The sequence below is a fragment of the Veillonella parvula genome (assembly GCF_902810435.1).
GTDB lineage: Bacteria > Bacillota > Negativicutes > Veillonellales > Veillonellaceae > Veillonella.
Genome location: NZ_LR778174.1, coordinates 958,226 through 974,777, shown reverse-complemented (window position 1 = coordinate 974,777; position 16,552 = coordinate 958,226). Strand labels below are relative to the sequence as shown.

The following is a 16,552-nucleotide window of genomic DNA, read 5'->3' as shown; positions in this document are numbered from 1 at the left end:
CTCTTTTATAAAATACCTCTAAAATAGTGGCCCCTTGTAATAGGTGTATCATCTTTACCTATACTCTTAGGCGGAGCCTCTTTTGTTCCATTTTGAATGGATACATAATCTGCTACAATGTTACGCAATCGATGTGGATCCATATGACGCCCATCGATGCGCAAGATATGTAGACCTTTACGATGTAACTCAGGCACGTAAGCACGCATATCTATTTCATGGCTGTTCATAATGTGCATACGGCAATATGGATCAGTACGAAGTGGGAACACTTCCCCTTTGCGGTCCTTTAATGCGTAATCTTCTATTACGCACGGCATAGGACAATTTTCCTTTTTACCAGTACCAACAAAGCTAGCGATGGCACAATACTCAGAAATCATCATTTCTGTATAACCGTGTACCATTACCTCTAATGGCAAATGAGTAGATTTTTGTAAATTTACTAGTTGCGCCAAGGTCAACTCTAAGGATGGTGCTATGCTACTCAAATTGAAGTCATCCCATACTTGTAATGCAGAGCTATTAAATATGTTGAGACCTGTATCAGCTTCAATAGCACCTGTATACCCTAAATCGCGAAGCCACAGTAATGCTTGTGGTACATGAATAGAAATGCTATCTGGTTTAGACTCAACTATGGCCTTAAGCGTATTCATGTACGCGTCTACCTCATCATCTTTAACGACGCGAGGCGTAGCAAATACACAGAGTACATTATGCTCTTTACAAAGTTTGGCTACCTGCTCGTAGATGCTAATTTCATAAGGCTTACGTTGCAAACGGTCACCACCGAAGATAATCTTCTTAGCGCCCCCTTCGATCGCTGCTTTTACACCATCGAGTTCATCAACGCGAGCACTCACCATAAGCTCTGTGTATTGAACCTTACTTTTAGCTACTAACGATGACATATTTTTGGGTTCTACAGCATGTTCTGCCCAAGCTGCTTCATGGTCTGTAATCAACAAGTTTTCTAGCGCCTCTACAGCATCACGACGCAATGCATTTAAAACACTAGCGGGCCACATGTACGGTCCATCAGGAATAGACATAGAGCCTAGTGTAAATAATGTATTCCCTAATCTACCTACTTGATCTCTAACCTTCTCTAATGTAGTCGGTTTATTGTTAGCATAAACAGGTTCAAACTCGTTAGATATAGTCACAGTACGACCATCATTCAATACAAAGGTTAGTTCTGTATAAGGTATTTCTCGTTCAGTATTAATAGATAAATAACCATGTACCTCTAATTTAGCGGTAAAGTCTTGTAGTCCCCGTTGCTTTTTAGCTTTAGGGCCTGATGCAAGGAATACTTGCCCCGCAGCAAAGCCTTCATCCGGTTTACCTACAATATGCTTTTCATCCACTAGAGACCAGTTCTGATCGATTTGATAATACGTAATACTACCAGAACTTTGCATGACCTTTAAGAGTGATCCTTTTTCAATCGGTTCTGTTAGGAATAAATGAACTTGACCCTTTTTGACCTCAGCTTTGCCAATCAATTTCCCTTGATTATTTGGGGCCACCACGGTCATCATTGATTTTCCTACATGGTCTGTTAAATAATCCGTAGAAAATCCACGATTAAATCCAGAAGCTAATGCATCGGCATCAGTAGAATCTATATGAGCCGTATCTAAAATATGACGATAGGTCCCAATAACTTGACGCACGTAGGAAACCTTTTTCATACGCCCTTCTACCTTAAAGGACGTAACACCGGCCGCCACAAGTTCATTCATATATTCACTATAGTTAAGATCCTTTGGACTTAATAGATAGGCTTCGTGTTTTGGCAACAAGCTAGTACCTGAAGAATCCAATAGCTCATAAGGCAACCGACAAGGCTGTGCACAAGCACCACGGTTACCACTGCGACCACCAATGAAAGAACTCATTAAGCATTGACCAGAATAACATACGCACAACGCACCGTGTACAAAGACTTCGATTTCAGCTGTACAGTTCTTGCAAATATGTTCAATTTCAGCGAGGCTCAATTCACGAGCTAAAACAACACGTGTAAAACCGAGACTTTCATAAAAACGAACCGCATCGAGCGTAGCCGCAGTCATTTGTGTACTGCCATGTAAGTGTAATTTAGGAGCCACTCGCTGCGCCAATTTAGCCACTGCTAAATCTTGAACGATGATAGCATCCACGCCGATGCGCTCTAAGTCCTTTAAATATGTCTTAAGAGCAGATAATTCGGAGTCACCTATGAGGATATTTACTGTTACATACACAGACACATCTAGAATATGGGCCAAGCGAATAGCCTCGGTTAATTCCTCAATTCCAAAGTTTGCTGCATGAGCTCGGGCATTAAAACCTTTGCCACCAAGATAAATGGCATCAGCCCCGGATTCTAAAGCGGCTATAAAGTTTTCCATCGTACCGGCAGGAGCCAATAATTCCATGGACAGTCCTTTCTACCTAACTAAAGGCATAACTATAGTACTAAAAGGGTTTACCATATGGTAAACCCTTTCAATATACTGCTTAAAATTAACGTAATTTGCAGTTAATTTCTGCTAATGCATCAATAATAGCTTGAATATTACCGTCAATATCCTCATCATTCAACGTACCTTCCATAGAGCGGAATTGTAAGTTGTATGCGAGACTGCGGTAACCTGCTTCGATATGTTCACCTTCATAAACATCAAAGATAGACGCACTTTCTAAATATTCTCCACCATGTTCTTTAATGATGGATAAAATTTCACCACTAGATACGGACACAGGTGCAACGATGGCAAGGTCACGGCTAGTGCCTGGGAATTTACTGAAGGATGTATAACGGAACGGTGGAATCGTTAAGGATAATACGGCTTCCAAATCGATTTCAAACATATATACTTTGCCAGGCAAATCAAAGTTTTTGCTCACTTGTGGATGTAATTCACCATATTGAGCAATTTTTATACCGTCAACTGTATAGTACGCACTTACACCAGGGTGGTAATACTCTTCATAAAGCCTTTTAAAAGTAACATGTCGATCTAGAGATTTTCTATAATAATCTTCAGAAACATTATAATAATCAACAATCTCTTTTTGATAACGATGTATTTTAAATTCAGTTATACCCAATTCAGCTAATAGAGCATCTACAATACCTTTTACATCATAGAAGTCAGTTGTGCGTTCAGATTGATTCCAAGCTGCTTGATTTACCTTGCCCATCAAGATACCGCAAGCCATAGGGCGCTCATGAGGTACCTCTGTTAAAGGCAATGCTTTTGGTTCATATACGTTTGCTGTTTCAAATAACCAAAGATCCTTATTTTGTTGCGCAATATTGCGTTTCGCTGCATCGATAACAGCCGGCACCAATGTAGTACGCATATAAGGGAATTCTTCGGAGATAGGGTTCAAGATTGGAATGGCAGTATAACGGCTATCCCCTTCAGGAAGCATCATATTTGTAAGACCATCTTTATGCATAAAGCTAAAGGTAATGATTTGAGTCATACCAAGTTTAGCTAATGCATGTGTCACCTGTTTTGTAAGTGCCTTCTTAGGCGTCATACCACCAGAGGATAATACTGCTACAGGAATTGTTGGAGCAATATTATCGTAATTATAAATACGCGCAACCTCTTCAGCGATATCAGGCATAACGGTTACATCACCGCGCCATGTTGGAACGAGTGCGGACAATTTGTCCCCTTCTTCGGTTACAACAAACTCAAGGGCTGTCAAAATACGAATCATTTCGTCTTTTTCAATGTTTGTACCCAAGTAATCGTTGATTTGTTCTGCTGTGAAAGTAACTGTATGTTGTTCTACAGGGTTTTTATATACATCGATAACGCCTACATCAACTTTACAAGTAGGACAGATTTGTTGTAATAATTGAGCTGCTCTGTCGATAGCATAAGCAGTGTATTTATGATTTACACCACGTTCAAAACGGCCAGATGCTTCAGAGCGCATGCCAAGAGCTTTAGCAGTGCGTCGAATAGATGGACCAATAAATACAGCAGCTTCAAACATAACTGTGGTCGTTTCGTTTGTCACTTCACTATCAAAGCCACCCATGATACCTGCTACACCTACTGGACGTTCAGCATCAGCAATAATAAGCATGGAGTCATTCAATTCCCGTTTAGAACCATCAAGTGTAACAAGCACTTCACCATTTTTAGCACGTCTCGCCACTAATTTATGACCTTTTACATGATCATAATCATAGGCATGCATAGGTTGACCAAGTTCTAACATAACATAATTTGTTACGTCTACTACATTATTAATAGGACGAATACCACTATTGCGCAAACGGTTTTGCATCCACAATGGAGATGGCTCAACCTTAACATCAGTTACTACGCGAGCAGTAAAACGAGTACAAAGATCATCAGCTTCGATGGATACAGATGCTTTTCCTTCAATGGACTCGCCATTTTCGTTAACCATGATAACAGGGAATAAAGCTTTTTGGTTTGTCATAATACCGAATTCACGGGATAAACCAACCATTGAGAAGCAATCAGCTCTGTTAGCGGTGAGTTCAAATTCATATACTGTATCATTTAAACCCAAAACGTCTTTTACATCAAGACCAATTGGTGTTCCTTCAGGGAAAATGTAAATGCCTTGAGCTTCTTCTGGCAATACTAAATCACTAGAAATGCCAAATTCTGCAACGGAACAGAACATGCCTTCAGAAACCACGCCACGCAATTTACCTTTTTTAATCTCTGTACCATCAGCTAAGCGAGATTTATGGTATGCCACAGGCACGATTTGGCCTACTGCAACATTAGTAGCAGCCGTTACGATTTGTTTTGTAACAGGTTCACCTTCCTCTGTAAGGCATTCAACTTGGCATACTTGTAATTTATCTGCATCTGGATGTTTTGTAATCTCCACGATTTTACCAGTATAAATTTTCTTAATGCCATTATCCATAGCAATGACATCTTCTACAGGAATACCAGCTTGTGTTAATTCATCGGCCAATTCTTGAGCAGGACGATTCATATCCACAGGCACGTATTCGTTCATCCACTGTAAACTTGCTTTCATGAGTTCCTCCTAAAATTGTTCCAAGAATCGTACATCATCTTCAAAGAATAGACGTAAATCGTTAATGCCATATAAAAGCATAGCAATACGTTCTACGCCCATGCCAAAGGCGAAGCCTTTAACCTTTTCAGGATCGTACCCATTAATACGCAATACATCGGGATGAACCATACCGCAGCCCAAAATTTCAAGCCAGCCTGTATGAGAACATACGCGGCAACCTTCACCACCACACATTACACAAGAAATATCTACCTCTGCAGATGGTTCTGTGAATGGGAAGAAGCTTGTACGGAAACGTACCTTTGTGTCATCACCATACATGTGACGTAAGAAGGACTCTAATGTGCCTTTTAAGTCAGCAAATGTAATATGCTCATCGATGATGAGGCCTTCCACTTGATGGAATACAGGGGAATGAGTCGCATCATAGTCCCAACGGTAAACCTTACCAGGCGCAATCATACGGATTGGGCTATTAGGTTCATGACGTTGCATTGTACGAGCTTGTACTGGAGATGTATGCGTGCGTAATAAGAAGTTTTCTGTAATATAGAAGGAATCTTGCATATCACGTGCAGGATGATCTTTAGGCAAGTTTAAGCATTCAAAGTTATAGTAATCTTGCTCTACTTCTGGACCTTCTTCAACGGTATACCCCATTTTCATGAAGAAGTCTTCAATCATTTCATTAACCTTTGTTAATGGATGGATATGACCAGCTTTTTGTGCACGGCCAGGCAATGTAATATCGATGCGCTCTTTTTCTAAACGAGCATTTAACTCTGCAGTTTCCATACGAGCTTTAACTGTATCAATTTCAGCCTCTAACGCTTCACGAATAGCATTAACGAGGGCGCCAGCCTTCGGACGTTCTTCTGGAGATAATTTACCAAGACCTTTTAGTAAAGCCGTTACCTCGCCTTTTTTACCTAAATATTTAACACGTATATCTTGCAACGCTTGTTGATCAGCAGCGTCTTTGATGGCATCAAGGGCTTCTGCCTTAATACGTTGTAATTCTTGTTCCATTCAAGCATCCTCCTATTTGTAAAAGTCTAACTTATATTATACCAAATCAGGGTTGTCTTCTTCAATAAAACGCCATGGTAAATCAGGTAATGGCTTCTCTTCTAGTACAAAAAATGTACCCCGTGCCAAGTGAACAAGTTCACCTAATTCATTATAAATACGAGCGGTAGCAACCATAGTAGTTTTACCATTGTGCTCTACATTGGCTACACCACGCAATACAGCACCGCCTTTAACAGCTTTCACATAGTTACCATTAAGATCAATGGTGCTAACAGATTTTCCCAATGTAAAACAAGCAGTCCCCATCACACTATCTACTAAGCCAATACATACGGCACCATGCAAATCCCCTCTAAAATTGCAGTAATCTGTTTCATTTGTTTGCAATGTCATTTCCGCATGACCTGGTTCCACTGCTGTAATCTCAGAATCTTTCACCCAAGAAAATGGGTTTTGATCTCGTAATTCGTTGAAATATTCTAACAATGTTGTAGCCATAAGGTTCTCCATTCTATATACATACCCATAGATTAACTAATCTAAATACTAATTCTATTACATTACCTGTATGAAAATCTTTATAGTTATATGTCAAAATTCAATACAAACATATAAAAATGGTGCGTTACATCATACATATTGTATCATGCAACGCACCATATGCGAATAACTCTATCTAATTATATGGTATGTTCTTAAGAAAACACATTTATAAATTCAAAACTATTCATAATGCAATGCATCGATTGGATTGAGCTTAGCCGCTTTACGGGCTGGGTATATACCAAAAATCAAACCAATAGCCATGGAAAAGGCAAAGGACATTATGATTGTTGGAACAGATACAATTGTACTCATTCCAGATACCATTCCGATTACTTTTGAGGCTCCTATACCGAAAGCAATACCAATAAAGCCCCCCATCAAACTGATTACAACGGCTTCTATTAAGAATTGCGTAACAATTACGCTATACGTAGCCCCCAAAGCTTTACGCACACCAATTTCTCGAGTCCGTTCCGTTACAGATACAAGCATGATGTTCATAATACCAATGCCACCTACAACTAGAGAAATCGCAGCAACAGCCCCCAGGAATAACGTAAATGTTCCCGTCGTCTGAGCCACTGTTTCCATAATAGATTTCATATTTTGAATATTGAAATCATCCAAATTTGTATCTTTAATATTATGACGAACACGCAACAAATTCTCTATATCTGCCTGCAAACGGTCAATGCCCCCATCATCCTTAGCCACAACATACACCCTGCGAAGATAGTCAATGCCCTCTACGCGCTCCATTGATGTTGTATATGGAATTAACACCGTATCGTCTTGGTCATTACCCATGGTTCCGTTCCCTTTACTTTTGAGAACACCAATGACACGGAATGGAATATTTTTAACACGGATTTCCTTGCCTACAGGATCTTCATCAGTAAACAAATTTTTTACTACCGTTTGTCCCACAACCGCTACACGTTCTCGGTTCTGAACATTTTTATCGGAGAAAAATCGACCAGATGTCATAGTCCAATTATTTACGTCCTGAAAGTTAGAATTAACCCCCGCAACAGATGTAGTCCAGTTTTTATTTTGATAAATCACCACATAAGAGCCATTTGTCATAGGACTGGCGGCTTTTACACCTTCTAACTTAGCAATAGCTTCATAGTCAGATATTTTCAACGATTTCATGGACCCCTGAGAAGATCTAGCACCTGGCGTCCGCGGCGCCCCTGGCAGAACTACCAACAAGTTAGAGCCTAAGCTAGAAATAGAATCCTCAATATCTTGCTTCACCCCATTACCGATAGATACCAGTGCAATAACAGCTGCTACACCGATAATGATACCTAACATGGTCAAAAGGGAGCGCAATTTATTAGCAATCAAGGAAGCCCATGCCATTAGAAAACTTTCTTTATACATTAGGCACCTCCTTTATAGGAGTCATATTAGAATTGATCGAATCCTCTACGATTATCCCATCTTTCAAGACTACATTACGACTCGCGTACGTAGCAATATCCGGTTCATGTGTAACTAGAAGAATCGTACGGCCTTCATTATGAAGGCCTCGAAAGATGTTCATAACATCGATGGTTGACTTAGAGTCAAGATTCCCTGTCGGTTCATCAGCCATGATAATAGCAGGATTATTTGCCAATGCACGAGCAATCGCCACACGTTGACGTTGCCCACCAGACAACTCGGATGGCAAATGGTCCATACGCTCGCCCAAGCCGACAGACTGTAATAATTGAGTGGCCCGTTCAATGCGCATCTTTTTATTTACACCGGCATAAATCATAGGAAGCGCTACATTTTCTAGGGCTGTCAATTTTGTCAACAAATTAAAGCTTTGAAATACAAAACCGATCTGTTTATTACGCACATACGCAAGCTCATCATCAGATAAGGTAGCAACCTCGTCTCCATTGAGTCGATAAGAACCAGTTGTAGGTCGGTCCAAACATCCAAGAATATTCATAAAGGTTGATTTACCTGAGCCAGATGGTCCCATAATGGATACAAATTCACCCTTATTGACAACTAAATCAATGCCATGTAGAACAGGTACTGATAATTTGCCATTCACATAGGTTTTTGTAATTCCTTGTATGTCAATTACTGTTTGGTTCATAAGCACCTACCCTTAGAATGGTCCAGCTACATTATTTTTTGGTGCATTCACATCACCGCTTACGATAATTTCATCACCTTCAGATAAACCTTTTAAGATTTGAACATTAGTATCCCCAGTTACACCTGTAGAGACAGCGGTTCGTACTGGTTGACCATCTTTTATAACATATACATACTCACCTTGTTTGTCCGTACGTACAGCAGTAAGAGGAACTACCAATGTATTTTTAATATCTTCACCAAAGATTGTGGCACGAGCCGTCATAGTTGGTAAGAAATTACCTGCAATATTTTCAGGAATTTGAACCTTAACAGTATAGTACACAACGCTACTACTTGTTGTTCCCATATTACCTTTTGTACCTTTTGCAATTTCAGAAACGTAACCGGTGAAAGTTTCACCTGGCTTAGAATCTACAGTAAACTCTACCTTTGCACCTTGTTTGATATTGCCAATATCGGTTTCGTCTACAGTAAGATAAATCTCTAAATTTTTTAAATCTGCAATGGTAGCAATGATCATTTGTGTGGAAATACCAGTACTAATAGTTTGACCGGCTTTTAGCGGTGTACCAACAACAGTCCCAGACATTGGAGCTGTAATAGTAGCATCACTTAAATCTGCGGCAGCACGTTCATAAGTAGATTTAGCACGTTCATAAGATGTTACAGAATCATCATATGTTTGTTGTGCAATAGCATCTTGAGCCGCCAAGGATTTATAACGATTCATATCAAGTTCTGCTTTGGCTAACGCTGCACGAGCATCATCAACAGATGCTTGTAATTGACGTGTATCAATATAAGCGATAACTTGACCGGCCGTAACTTGATCATTCTCTTTAACTAAAACTTTTTCAAGTTTACCAGCAACATTTGTAGAAACATCTACATAATTTACAGGGTTAATAGTACCTGTGGCACTGATACTAGTTTTTACATCACCCTTTTCAACCTTGCCAGTAGTATATAACGTTTGTGCTTGATTTGCATTTAGACTATCCATGTAGTAATATGTGCCGCCACCAAGAACACAAAGAACAACAGCACCTGTTACTATACGTTTACGATGCTTTTGTAAGAACTCTTTCATTATGATCTCCTTTTTTTAAGATGAAGATATATTAAAAAGACATTTATTCTATATCAACACATATAGTATTTTTAAATTATACAGCACCAATTGCTTTTACGCAATATAATTTCATTAATGAATAAATTATGATATATAAAAAATGGCCCTTACGGGCCATTAACTACTCAATATTGACAATAATCTATAATCCTTCTCATCGATTGGAAATTCAAGACGTTCTGCCTCTTCATAAGATAGTGCACGGATATGACCATCTATATAACCTACTAATCGGTTAGCGACACCACTCATCAATAAATTAATACAGACTTCACTCATGCGAGCCGCTAAAATAGCATCAAATGCCGATGGACCACCGCCACGTTGTAAGTAGCCTAACACAGTTAGGCTAGGATCAAATTCTGTATGCTCCTTGATAAAAGCTTTCACCTCACCGCTGTTATAGGCACCTTCTGCAACGAGGATAACACTATATTCTTTACCCCGAATTTGTGTTTCCTTTAAATGACGACAAACCGCATGTAAAGGCATGGGATTTTCAGGAACCAAAACTATTTCTGCCCCACAAGCTAGGCCTGCCTTTAATGCAATATGTCCAGCTTTGCGCCCCATAACCTCCACAATAGCTACACGTTCATGGGAGTTTGATGTATCACGAATACGCCCAACCGCATCAACTACCGTATTAAGAGCCGTATCATAGCCTATCGTATATTGTGTACCACCCATGTCATTATCTATCGTACATGGAATGGTCATAGTAGACATACCAAGTTTAGATAAACTTGTAGCACCACGCATGGAGCCATCACCACCGATAACAACCAAATGGTCAATGTCATAAGTTTTCAAAATATCATAAGCTTTGCGTTGAATTTCTTCATTCTGAAATTCTGGAAAGCGTGCCGTTTTCAGCATCGTACCACCTTGTGTTATGATGCCACCAACGTCTCGATTCGATAAGGGAAATATCTTTTCCTCAATGATACCTAAATAGCCACGTTCAATACCAAATATTTCAAAACCTTCATGTATAGCTTTTCTAGTTAGCGCTCTTATGGCGGCATTCATTCCAGGTGCGTCTCCGCCGCTTGTTAGTATTGCGATTCTTCTCATATCCATTACCCCCTTGTGGTGTACGTTGTTTGGATATACTATGTGCCTTACCTTTTTTATTCGTTTGATTAGAAGTCTTTTGTTTATACCGTTTATCATAACGAATTTTATTAGACATTGCTCTTTTTGATACTGCTTCAGAAATCTCTTTTTTCCTACTTTGTTGATTATTAAATTGTATATCTTCAGATGCTTCTTTAGCATCTACATCGTTTATATCATTGGGTTGACGTCTTGCTTTAAATTGCACATCTGAGGCATCTAATTCATCCTCAATACGCTGTATAAAATCATAGGTCCGGCCATTTGTTGTATCTAGTACAAAATCGCACTGCTTATACACGGGCTTCCACGATTGTATCATAGCATGTACAAAGGCATTCACATTACTATAGTCCATGGTAGGCCGTTTCCCAACACGGCGATTCACACGACTGACAATACGGAATTGTGCAGCTCGGATACCAATAATATAGGAATATTTTTTTAATACCTTTAAGGTGCGATGTTCAATAGGAAAATTCCCACCCACAGAAATCACTGCTTCATGGTATAAGCAAACCTTTTTTAGTACATCCATTTCGGCGCGGCGGAATGCTTTTTCTCCTATCTTTTTAAAAATCTCAGCAATGGGCAACCCAAAACGACTTTCTAATACGCGATCGGTATCTACAAATTGCCAACCCTTGCGTTCTGCAAGGTTCCGTCCAAAGTGACTTTTGCCACTTCCCATAGAACCGATGAGCATAATATTCCGTTTTATTATCATCTATTATGTGCCCCTTATCATTACATATCCTTCATTGTACTATAAAATGGTCCAAAAACAAAGACAGACTATAGACATAAAATCTATAATCTGTCTCTATACAGTACACCCGATTTTCATTAAGGTTTTATAATCGATTTAATTGCACAATGCACATAAACTACATTACCTTTACGTTCTATATCTTCTATTTCTATACGGCGTGAAGGATCCTTTTCTTCAACAGTATTTATCCAGTTAATCATACGCTCTGTACTACCTAATACTGTTAATTCTAGTATACCTTCATGCTCATCAGTACTGACAATCATTAATGGTTCTCCTTGCAAGGAATCAAAAATATTTGTATTAGAACTCGTATTAGATGTCTTGTTCCGTGTAAAAGATTCTAATAGTTTTGCTTCATTAGACACTATATAATCTGACTCAGCATTCATTTGTATATTATAATTATCTTGTTGATTTTTTAAGCTATTATTTTTGTCTTCAAAATAAATATGCCCATACATAGAAAGGCTAATGAGCATCCCCCACAACACTAGGCCCGTTAATATTCTCTCGACCTGATACGTTGTGCTCTCTTTTAGATCCGTCCATATGGAATGTATAAACACCTTTATCTGCTTTAACTGTTCCATGACACTCCATCCCTAGTAATTTTTGTTGGAGAATAGCAATAAATTTACGACACATTTCGTCACTCGTACCTATACCATCTATACTGATACGCCCATCCTTAATGCTAAGATGCTGTAGACTAATATGTTCTGACATAGCGGCATCAAGAATATAAAGGACCATTGTATTGGGTAATATATCTGTTTGATTCTTAAGGATTTTATTCTTTATTATTTTATTTCTTATTTCCATTAATTCACCATATTGTTGATGTATTTCTTGATACTGAGCATTTGCTTGCAATCGCACAAAGTCTATCTTTCGATTTTCATAGCTACGATAGCTTGACCAACAACTATATATAGTAACAAGCCCTACTATAATGTATATAAGACTTATCCCATAAAGAAGGTATCGATAGGTATGCCATAAACTATGCCATCGTAACGAGCGAGGCATTAAATTAATACATCTGTCCTTACCAGCCCAATCCAATCCATTTAAGCCCCCTTGCTGCCATACCGATAGCCATGTCCCAATCTAATTGTCCTTGCTTGCAACGATTACGACCACGACCTAAAAATAATAATGGAATATATTCAGTTTCTCCATACATGGAAATTATACCTTCCATATCTGTCCGTTCTTCATTTGTTATAGATTCTAACCCATACATCCGAATTCCCTGTATCTCATCTATACCAAAGTCTTGTAATCTCACTTCTAACTTATCCATAGCTTCAGCTACATCGCTACTAGTAATAGGTACAATACACTCTTGAATGCATATATCATTCCACCAAAGCCATAAATGCATGGCGCCTTCTTCCACAACACCTGTTACAGTACCGCTGCGCCGCATCAAGCAATAACAAATAGGAATAGGCCAAAAATCAATAACATCAACGGGTGCATAAGTATCTCGTATACCTTGCTTCAAAAGCTCTAGTGAATGCCGATCTACAGCCACCATAAACATATGATAATTGTGTCGTGGATATTCCCGGCGACAAGCATCCATTTGGAAACTATCCCCCTCAAAACTAAAGTAGTCCTCTATATTCCACTTTATAAACTCCTTCATATCAAAATCATGAGGATCATAAGGTGCTACATGCATTTGTGTATCAATATTAGCAACAATACTATAAGCCCCTTCATCTAAATCATACGTTTCTATAAATTTTGTAACGTCTTCATCAATAGGTCCTGTACGCTTCATTTCTAACGCATCAGTAATGACCATTGTTTTATTTTCTATATGAGCGGTAACACATACAATATGTTCATCAGTTATACATACTCCAGAATGTATTCTCTTTTTTCGTTTCATAGAATCACCTCAATAAGGTTTTACCTTTATAACATGCATATGTTTTTCTTTATCTACGGTCACATACATATGTACACGACTCACGATTTCACTATTTTTCAATTTTCCATAACTCATAATATGTCGCGGATTATCTGTTGATTGGTCTGCTTCAATAGTAATCTCTACATTTTCATCATCTATCACAACTAATTTATTTTGAAAGTCCCATACATTTCCTAATTTACAATAGCCCACAAACCAATGAACACCTTTCTGTGCCGCATAATGAGCCTCTTCCAAATGCAATTCGTCTACCACATTACTTTCACATATTTGTCCTATACGCAGCCCCATAAAAGCTAATAATAATAAAAAGGACATTGTAAGTATCGCTATATATGTAATAAAGCCCGCGTTATGGGCTCCTACGTTCATAACCTGTCTCCTCTTTACTTGTATACCAATCATAAATAGTACTCTGTCCAATAGAGACCTCATATATGGATAATCCTCCATAACCACTTGTGTATTTTCTATCATTAACAAAACGATTATTAATATACCAACGTAAATACACGGTCCCATTAGTATCTACACTAAAAGGGTATTCTTGGGTATAGCCCACATTTCTTTTATCTGTAGTTCCTACAATTCGACTACCACTGACAGGTTGCAAGCTACCATCCGTTAATTTTCTGTATAATGCATGACGTTGTACAGTTAAGGTTGTGCGCTTTGTATCGTGAATATATAAACTTGTATTACGATCTTCTACAGTAACCTTCACAGGATTCCATATCATATGAGCCACAACCATACGCCGTGTATATCGACCATCCTCCATCATAGCTACACTATCAAGTAATTTAGCATCCCACATAACTGCATAGAATACGATACCTAACAATAAGGTAAGGACTATGATAGAAATCATCATACTAATAAGCGTAGAATACAAAATAAAACCCATATCATTTCTATTTTTATTTCTATCTGTTATGGGATTCTGCTTGTATTCTTTATTCTTCCCAATTACCGTTTCTATATCCTCGCCCTTCAATGTATCCCCTCCAAATCAACTGATAGAGAATAGACAACAGATTGATTGTCGATGGCATCTACTGTTAATCGTTGTAAAGATACACCTTCTATCACTACAGGCTTTATATGTATTTTATAGGTAATTTTTTCACTGGGACTCATTGTAAATTGAGAATTATATACACCAGTTTCTATTGCTCCATTCTTATAATAAGAAGCTTTAGCCACTTCTAAATACGTTATGGTATCTTGCAATATATGATCCCAATAATACGCCCTATATACCGTAAGAGTAGCCATCCAAAAAATAGATAATACAACCGGTAAAATGAACATGATTATAGCGGCTGATATTAAAGCGTCACCATACATAAATCCTTCAGTGCACTTCTTCCCATCTAATTCGCCCCGTTTGTACAGATATCCATATACGATTTTTCTCACCACTTTCACGATCTTTCAAAATAATTTCTGTCCCATCATAGGGTAAGCCCAAGGCTGAAAAAGAAATAATTGTCATAGACCGTTCATTCTCAATATTTTGCGGTAATGATATGTTTACCGTATGATGATTAACATCTTCCTCTAAGGTATAACTGTCCTTATTTAAAATAAAAAGCATTCTCCCTTTACCATTAGATTTATGCCCTAACATAGACCACAGTTGAACTTTCTTGAGCATATACGCCACCTCTTGCGTAGCACCATTTAAAGTATAACGACTAGGTGTTGTCACAATAGGTAAGGCAATAGAAATGAGCAATAAGATTAAACCAATAGTAATAATCCATTCCGCCAATAAAGATCCACTTTGACGATTTATAAGTTGCACCTTAACCATTGATAAAGCACCTCCATATAGGAACCACCATGTAAGGCACACCATCCGCCAAAGCATAGAAAGGGACCAAATGGGATATATCGATTACGATAACCGGCGAGTAAGAGATAGAGAGAACCAACACAAAAAGTTACGTAAAAGAAACATATAATTTCCCATGGAGTGAGCCATATTGCAATAGCAGAAAACCATTTAATATCGCCTATGCCAAAGCCTTTATGGCTAATCAAACGAAGTCCATATGTAATAGCACCTACGCTGATAACACTTAATAAGGTTACTAACATAGATTGATCATTTATATAGCTATATATAATGCCACCTATTACAAGAACTAATGCCCCTTCATCAGGCAATATATAGTAATGCATATCGATGGTAGCACCTGCTATGATGATGAGTGAAAACACAGCATACAAAGCAATGTGAGTATAAGATATTGCTTTTGATGAAACTATAACAGGTAGCAATATAGATGCTATATATACAAAAAGTCCTATCACATAATTGGTCCCTTTCATACCTTGTCCTTTCATATAACTAACGTATGTAATTCATAATCTATACAAGTTAATTAAGGCTCATTAGGTGCTTTAACAACAACAGATTTTGAAGTCCCACCACTGACAACTTCATAAGTAATAGTGTATTCTTTTCCTTTTGCAGTCTTAACATGTTCAGTAAGATATCCTTCCTTATATAGATTTTCTACTGTTGGAGGTGTATCGACATTTTTGTCAATCATATACAATTGAGTAGCATTTTTTATAATTTGAATATCTGCTGTTTCTTTAGCGTTTCTAGCTTTATCCGCAGCAGATAAGAATTGTGGCATCGCAATAGCCGCTAATATAGCGATAACCGCTACTACAACCATTAACTCAACGAGAGTAAATCCGCCTTTTCTCGATTTTTTAAACCCTTCTCGAACACGAGAAATATGTAGTCGATCTACGACCCATTGACCGCACATTTCTAATCGATGATTCACTCCATGAATCATATGCATAACAGACTTCATAA

The 16,552-nt window shown here is 38.3% G+C and carries 18 protein-coding genes; all 18 read right to left on the bottom strand.

The window, feature by feature from the left end:
• Window positions 1-5 precede the first annotated feature (5 nt).
• A complete protein-coding gene (locus FNLLGLLA_RS04345) occupies window positions 6-2,429 on the bottom strand; it encodes a U32 family peptidase (protein WP_174892272.1) in 2,424 nt (807 codons plus the stop codon).
• A gap of 88 nt (window positions 2,430-2,517) precedes the next feature.
• Window positions 2,518-5,046: a phenylalanine--tRNA ligase subunit beta gene (pheT, locus tag FNLLGLLA_RS04340; protein ID WP_174892271.1), complete on the bottom strand. Its 2,529-nt coding sequence runs from the start codon at window positions 5,044-5,046 to the stop codon at window positions 2,518-2,520.
• Between the two features lie 9 nt (window positions 5,047-5,055).
• Window positions 5,056-6,078 carry a phenylalanine--tRNA ligase subunit alpha gene (gene pheS, locus FNLLGLLA_RS04335; RefSeq protein ID WP_004696116.1) on the bottom strand — a complete coding sequence of 341 codons (1,023 nt, stop codon included), beginning with the start codon at window positions 6,076-6,078 and terminating at the stop codon, window positions 5,056-5,058.
• Window positions 6,079-6,114: 36 nt separating this feature from the next.
• Window positions 6,115-6,579, bottom strand: a complete 465-nt coding sequence (locus FNLLGLLA_RS04330; RefSeq protein ID WP_174892270.1) for a PaaI family thioesterase — start codon at window positions 6,577-6,579, stop codon at window positions 6,115-6,117.
• A gap of 225 nt (window positions 6,580-6,804) precedes the next feature.
• Window positions 6,805-8,016, bottom strand: coding sequence for an ABC transporter permease (locus FNLLGLLA_RS04325; protein WP_004696120.1), 1,212 nt, complete (start codon window positions 8,014-8,016; stop codon window positions 6,805-6,807).
• Complete coding sequence (locus FNLLGLLA_RS04320) at window positions 8,009-8,731, bottom strand: ABC transporter ATP-binding protein (RefSeq protein ID WP_120054852.1); 723 nt, start codon at window positions 8,729-8,731, stop codon at window positions 8,009-8,011. The genes FNLLGLLA_RS04325 and FNLLGLLA_RS04320 overlap by 8 nt, the downstream gene beginning before the upstream one ends.
• 12 nt (window positions 8,732-8,743) lie before the next feature.
• The gene (locus FNLLGLLA_RS04315; protein ID WP_004696124.1) at window positions 8,744-9,826 is read right to left on the bottom strand and encodes an efflux RND transporter periplasmic adaptor subunit; all 1,083 of its coding nucleotides are present in this window, start codon (window positions 9,824-9,826) and stop codon (window positions 8,744-8,746) included.
• A 159-nt stretch (window positions 9,827-9,985) separates the two neighbouring features.
• Window positions 9,986-10,900 carry an ATP-dependent 6-phosphofructokinase gene (locus FNLLGLLA_RS04310; RefSeq protein WP_004696126.1) on the bottom strand — a complete coding sequence of 305 codons (915 nt, stop codon included), beginning with the start codon at window positions 10,898-10,900 and terminating at the stop codon, window positions 9,986-9,988.
• Entirely contained in the window at window positions 10,872-11,714 is an 843-nt protein-coding gene (locus FNLLGLLA_RS04305) for a shikimate kinase (RefSeq protein ID WP_004696128.1), read from the bottom strand. Before FNLLGLLA_RS04305 ends, FNLLGLLA_RS04310 begins: the two co-directional genes overlap by 29 nt.
• A gap of 119 nt (window positions 11,715-11,833) precedes the next feature.
• The gene (locus tag FNLLGLLA_RS04300) at window positions 11,834-12,241 is read right to left on the bottom strand and encodes a hypothetical protein (protein ID WP_042986426.1); all 408 of its coding nucleotides are present in this window, start codon (window positions 12,239-12,241) and stop codon (window positions 11,834-11,836) included.
• A complete protein-coding gene (locus FNLLGLLA_RS09810; protein WP_232055008.1) occupies window positions 12,231-12,488 on the bottom strand; it encodes a hypothetical protein in 258 nt (85 codons plus the stop codon). Before FNLLGLLA_RS09810 ends, FNLLGLLA_RS04300 begins: the two co-directional genes overlap by 11 nt.
• Before the next feature lie 322 nt (window positions 12,489-12,810).
• Complete coding sequence (locus FNLLGLLA_RS04290) at window positions 12,811-13,665, bottom strand: hypothetical protein (protein WP_004696134.1); 855 nt, start codon at window positions 13,663-13,665, stop codon at window positions 12,811-12,813.
• Window positions 13,666-13,674: 9 nt separating this feature from the next.
• On the bottom strand, window positions 13,675-14,082 hold the full coding sequence (locus FNLLGLLA_RS04285; RefSeq protein ID WP_021148255.1) for a hypothetical protein: 408 nt from the start codon (window positions 14,080-14,082) through the stop codon (window positions 13,675-13,677).
• A complete protein-coding gene (locus FNLLGLLA_RS04280; RefSeq protein WP_120054853.1) occupies window positions 14,063-14,707 on the bottom strand; it encodes a hypothetical protein in 645 nt (214 codons plus the stop codon). Before FNLLGLLA_RS04280 ends, FNLLGLLA_RS04285 begins: the two co-directional genes overlap by 20 nt.
• Window positions 14,704-15,060 carry a hypothetical protein gene (locus FNLLGLLA_RS04275; protein WP_120054854.1) on the bottom strand — a complete coding sequence of 119 codons (357 nt, stop codon included), beginning with the start codon at window positions 15,058-15,060 and terminating at the stop codon, window positions 14,704-14,706. Before FNLLGLLA_RS04275 ends, FNLLGLLA_RS04280 begins: the two co-directional genes overlap by 4 nt.
• Window positions 15,061-15,067: 7 nt before the next feature.
• Entirely contained in the window at window positions 15,068-15,529 is a 462-nt protein-coding gene (locus tag FNLLGLLA_RS04270; protein WP_024061885.1) for a hypothetical protein, read from the bottom strand.
• On the bottom strand, window positions 15,508-16,050 hold the full coding sequence (locus FNLLGLLA_RS04265) for a prepilin peptidase (protein ID WP_174892269.1): 543 nt from the start codon (window positions 16,048-16,050) through the stop codon (window positions 15,508-15,510). Before FNLLGLLA_RS04265 ends, FNLLGLLA_RS04270 begins: the two co-directional genes overlap by 22 nt.
• Before the next feature lie 53 nt (window positions 16,051-16,103).
• A complete protein-coding gene (locus FNLLGLLA_RS04260; RefSeq protein ID WP_004697182.1) occupies window positions 16,104-16,550 on the bottom strand; it encodes a competence type IV pilus major pilin ComGC in 447 nt (148 codons plus the stop codon).
• Between the last annotated feature and the right edge of the window lie 2 nt (window positions 16,551-16,552).

Bases quoted from the DNA above. Each gene is read 5' to 3' on its own strand.
- FNLLGLLA_RS04345 (WP_174892272.1), bottom strand. From the start codon at position 2,429: ATGGAATTATTGGCTCCTGCCGGTACGATGGAAAACTTTATAGCCGCT.
- pheT (WP_174892271.1), bottom strand. From the start codon at position 5,046: ATGAAAGCAAGTTTACAGTGGATGAACGAATACGTGCCTGTGGATATG.
- pheS (WP_004696116.1), bottom strand. From the start codon at position 6,078: ATGGAACAAGAATTACAACGTATTAAGGCAGAAGCCCTTGATGCCATC.
- FNLLGLLA_RS04330 (WP_174892270.1), bottom strand. From the start codon at position 6,579: ATGGCTACAACATTGTTAGAATATTTCAACGAATTACGAGATCAAAAC.
- FNLLGLLA_RS04325 (WP_004696120.1), bottom strand. From the start codon at position 8,016: ATGTATAAAGAAAGTTTTCTAATGGCATGGGCTTCCTTGATTGCTAAT.
- FNLLGLLA_RS04320 (WP_120054852.1), bottom strand. From the start codon at position 8,731: ATGAACCAAACAGTAATTGACATACAAGGAATTACAAAAACCTATGTG.
- FNLLGLLA_RS04315 (WP_004696124.1), bottom strand. From the start codon at position 9,826: ATGAAAGAGTTCTTACAAAAGCATCGTAAACGTATAGTAACAGGTGCT.
- FNLLGLLA_RS04310 (WP_004696126.1), bottom strand. From the start codon at position 10,900: ATGAATGCCGCCATAAGAGCGCTAACTAGAAAAGCTATACATGAAGGT.
- FNLLGLLA_RS04305 (WP_004696128.1), bottom strand. From the start codon at position 11,714: ATGATAATAAAACGGAATATTATGCTCATCGGTTCTATGGGAAGTGGC.
- FNLLGLLA_RS04300 (WP_042986426.1), bottom strand. From the start codon at position 12,241: ATGCTCATTAGCCTTTCTATGTATGGGCATATTTATTTTGAAGACAAA.
- FNLLGLLA_RS09810 (WP_232055008.1), bottom strand. From the start codon at position 12,488: ATGTCAGAACATATTAGTCTACAGCATCTTAGCATTAAGGATGGGCGT.
- FNLLGLLA_RS04290 (WP_004696134.1), bottom strand. From the start codon at position 13,665: ATGAAACGAAAAAAGAGAATACATTCTGGAGTATGTATAACTGATGAA.
- FNLLGLLA_RS04285 (WP_021148255.1), bottom strand. From the start codon at position 14,082: ATGAACGTAGGAGCCCATAACGCGGGCTTTATTACATATATAGCGATA.
- FNLLGLLA_RS04275 (WP_120054854.1), bottom strand. From the start codon at position 15,060: ATGTATGGTGACGCTTTAATATCAGCCGCTATAATCATGTTCATTTTA.
- FNLLGLLA_RS04270 (WP_024061885.1), bottom strand. From the start codon at position 15,529: ATGGTTAAGGTGCAACTTATAAATCGTCAAAGTGGATCTTTATTGGCG.
- FNLLGLLA_RS04265 (WP_174892269.1), bottom strand. From the start codon at position 16,050: ATGAAAGGGACCAATTATGTGATAGGACTTTTTGTATATATAGCATCT.
- FNLLGLLA_RS04260 (WP_004697182.1), bottom strand. From the start codon at position 16,550: ATGAAGTCTGTTATGCATATGATTCATGGAGTGAATCATCGATTAGAA.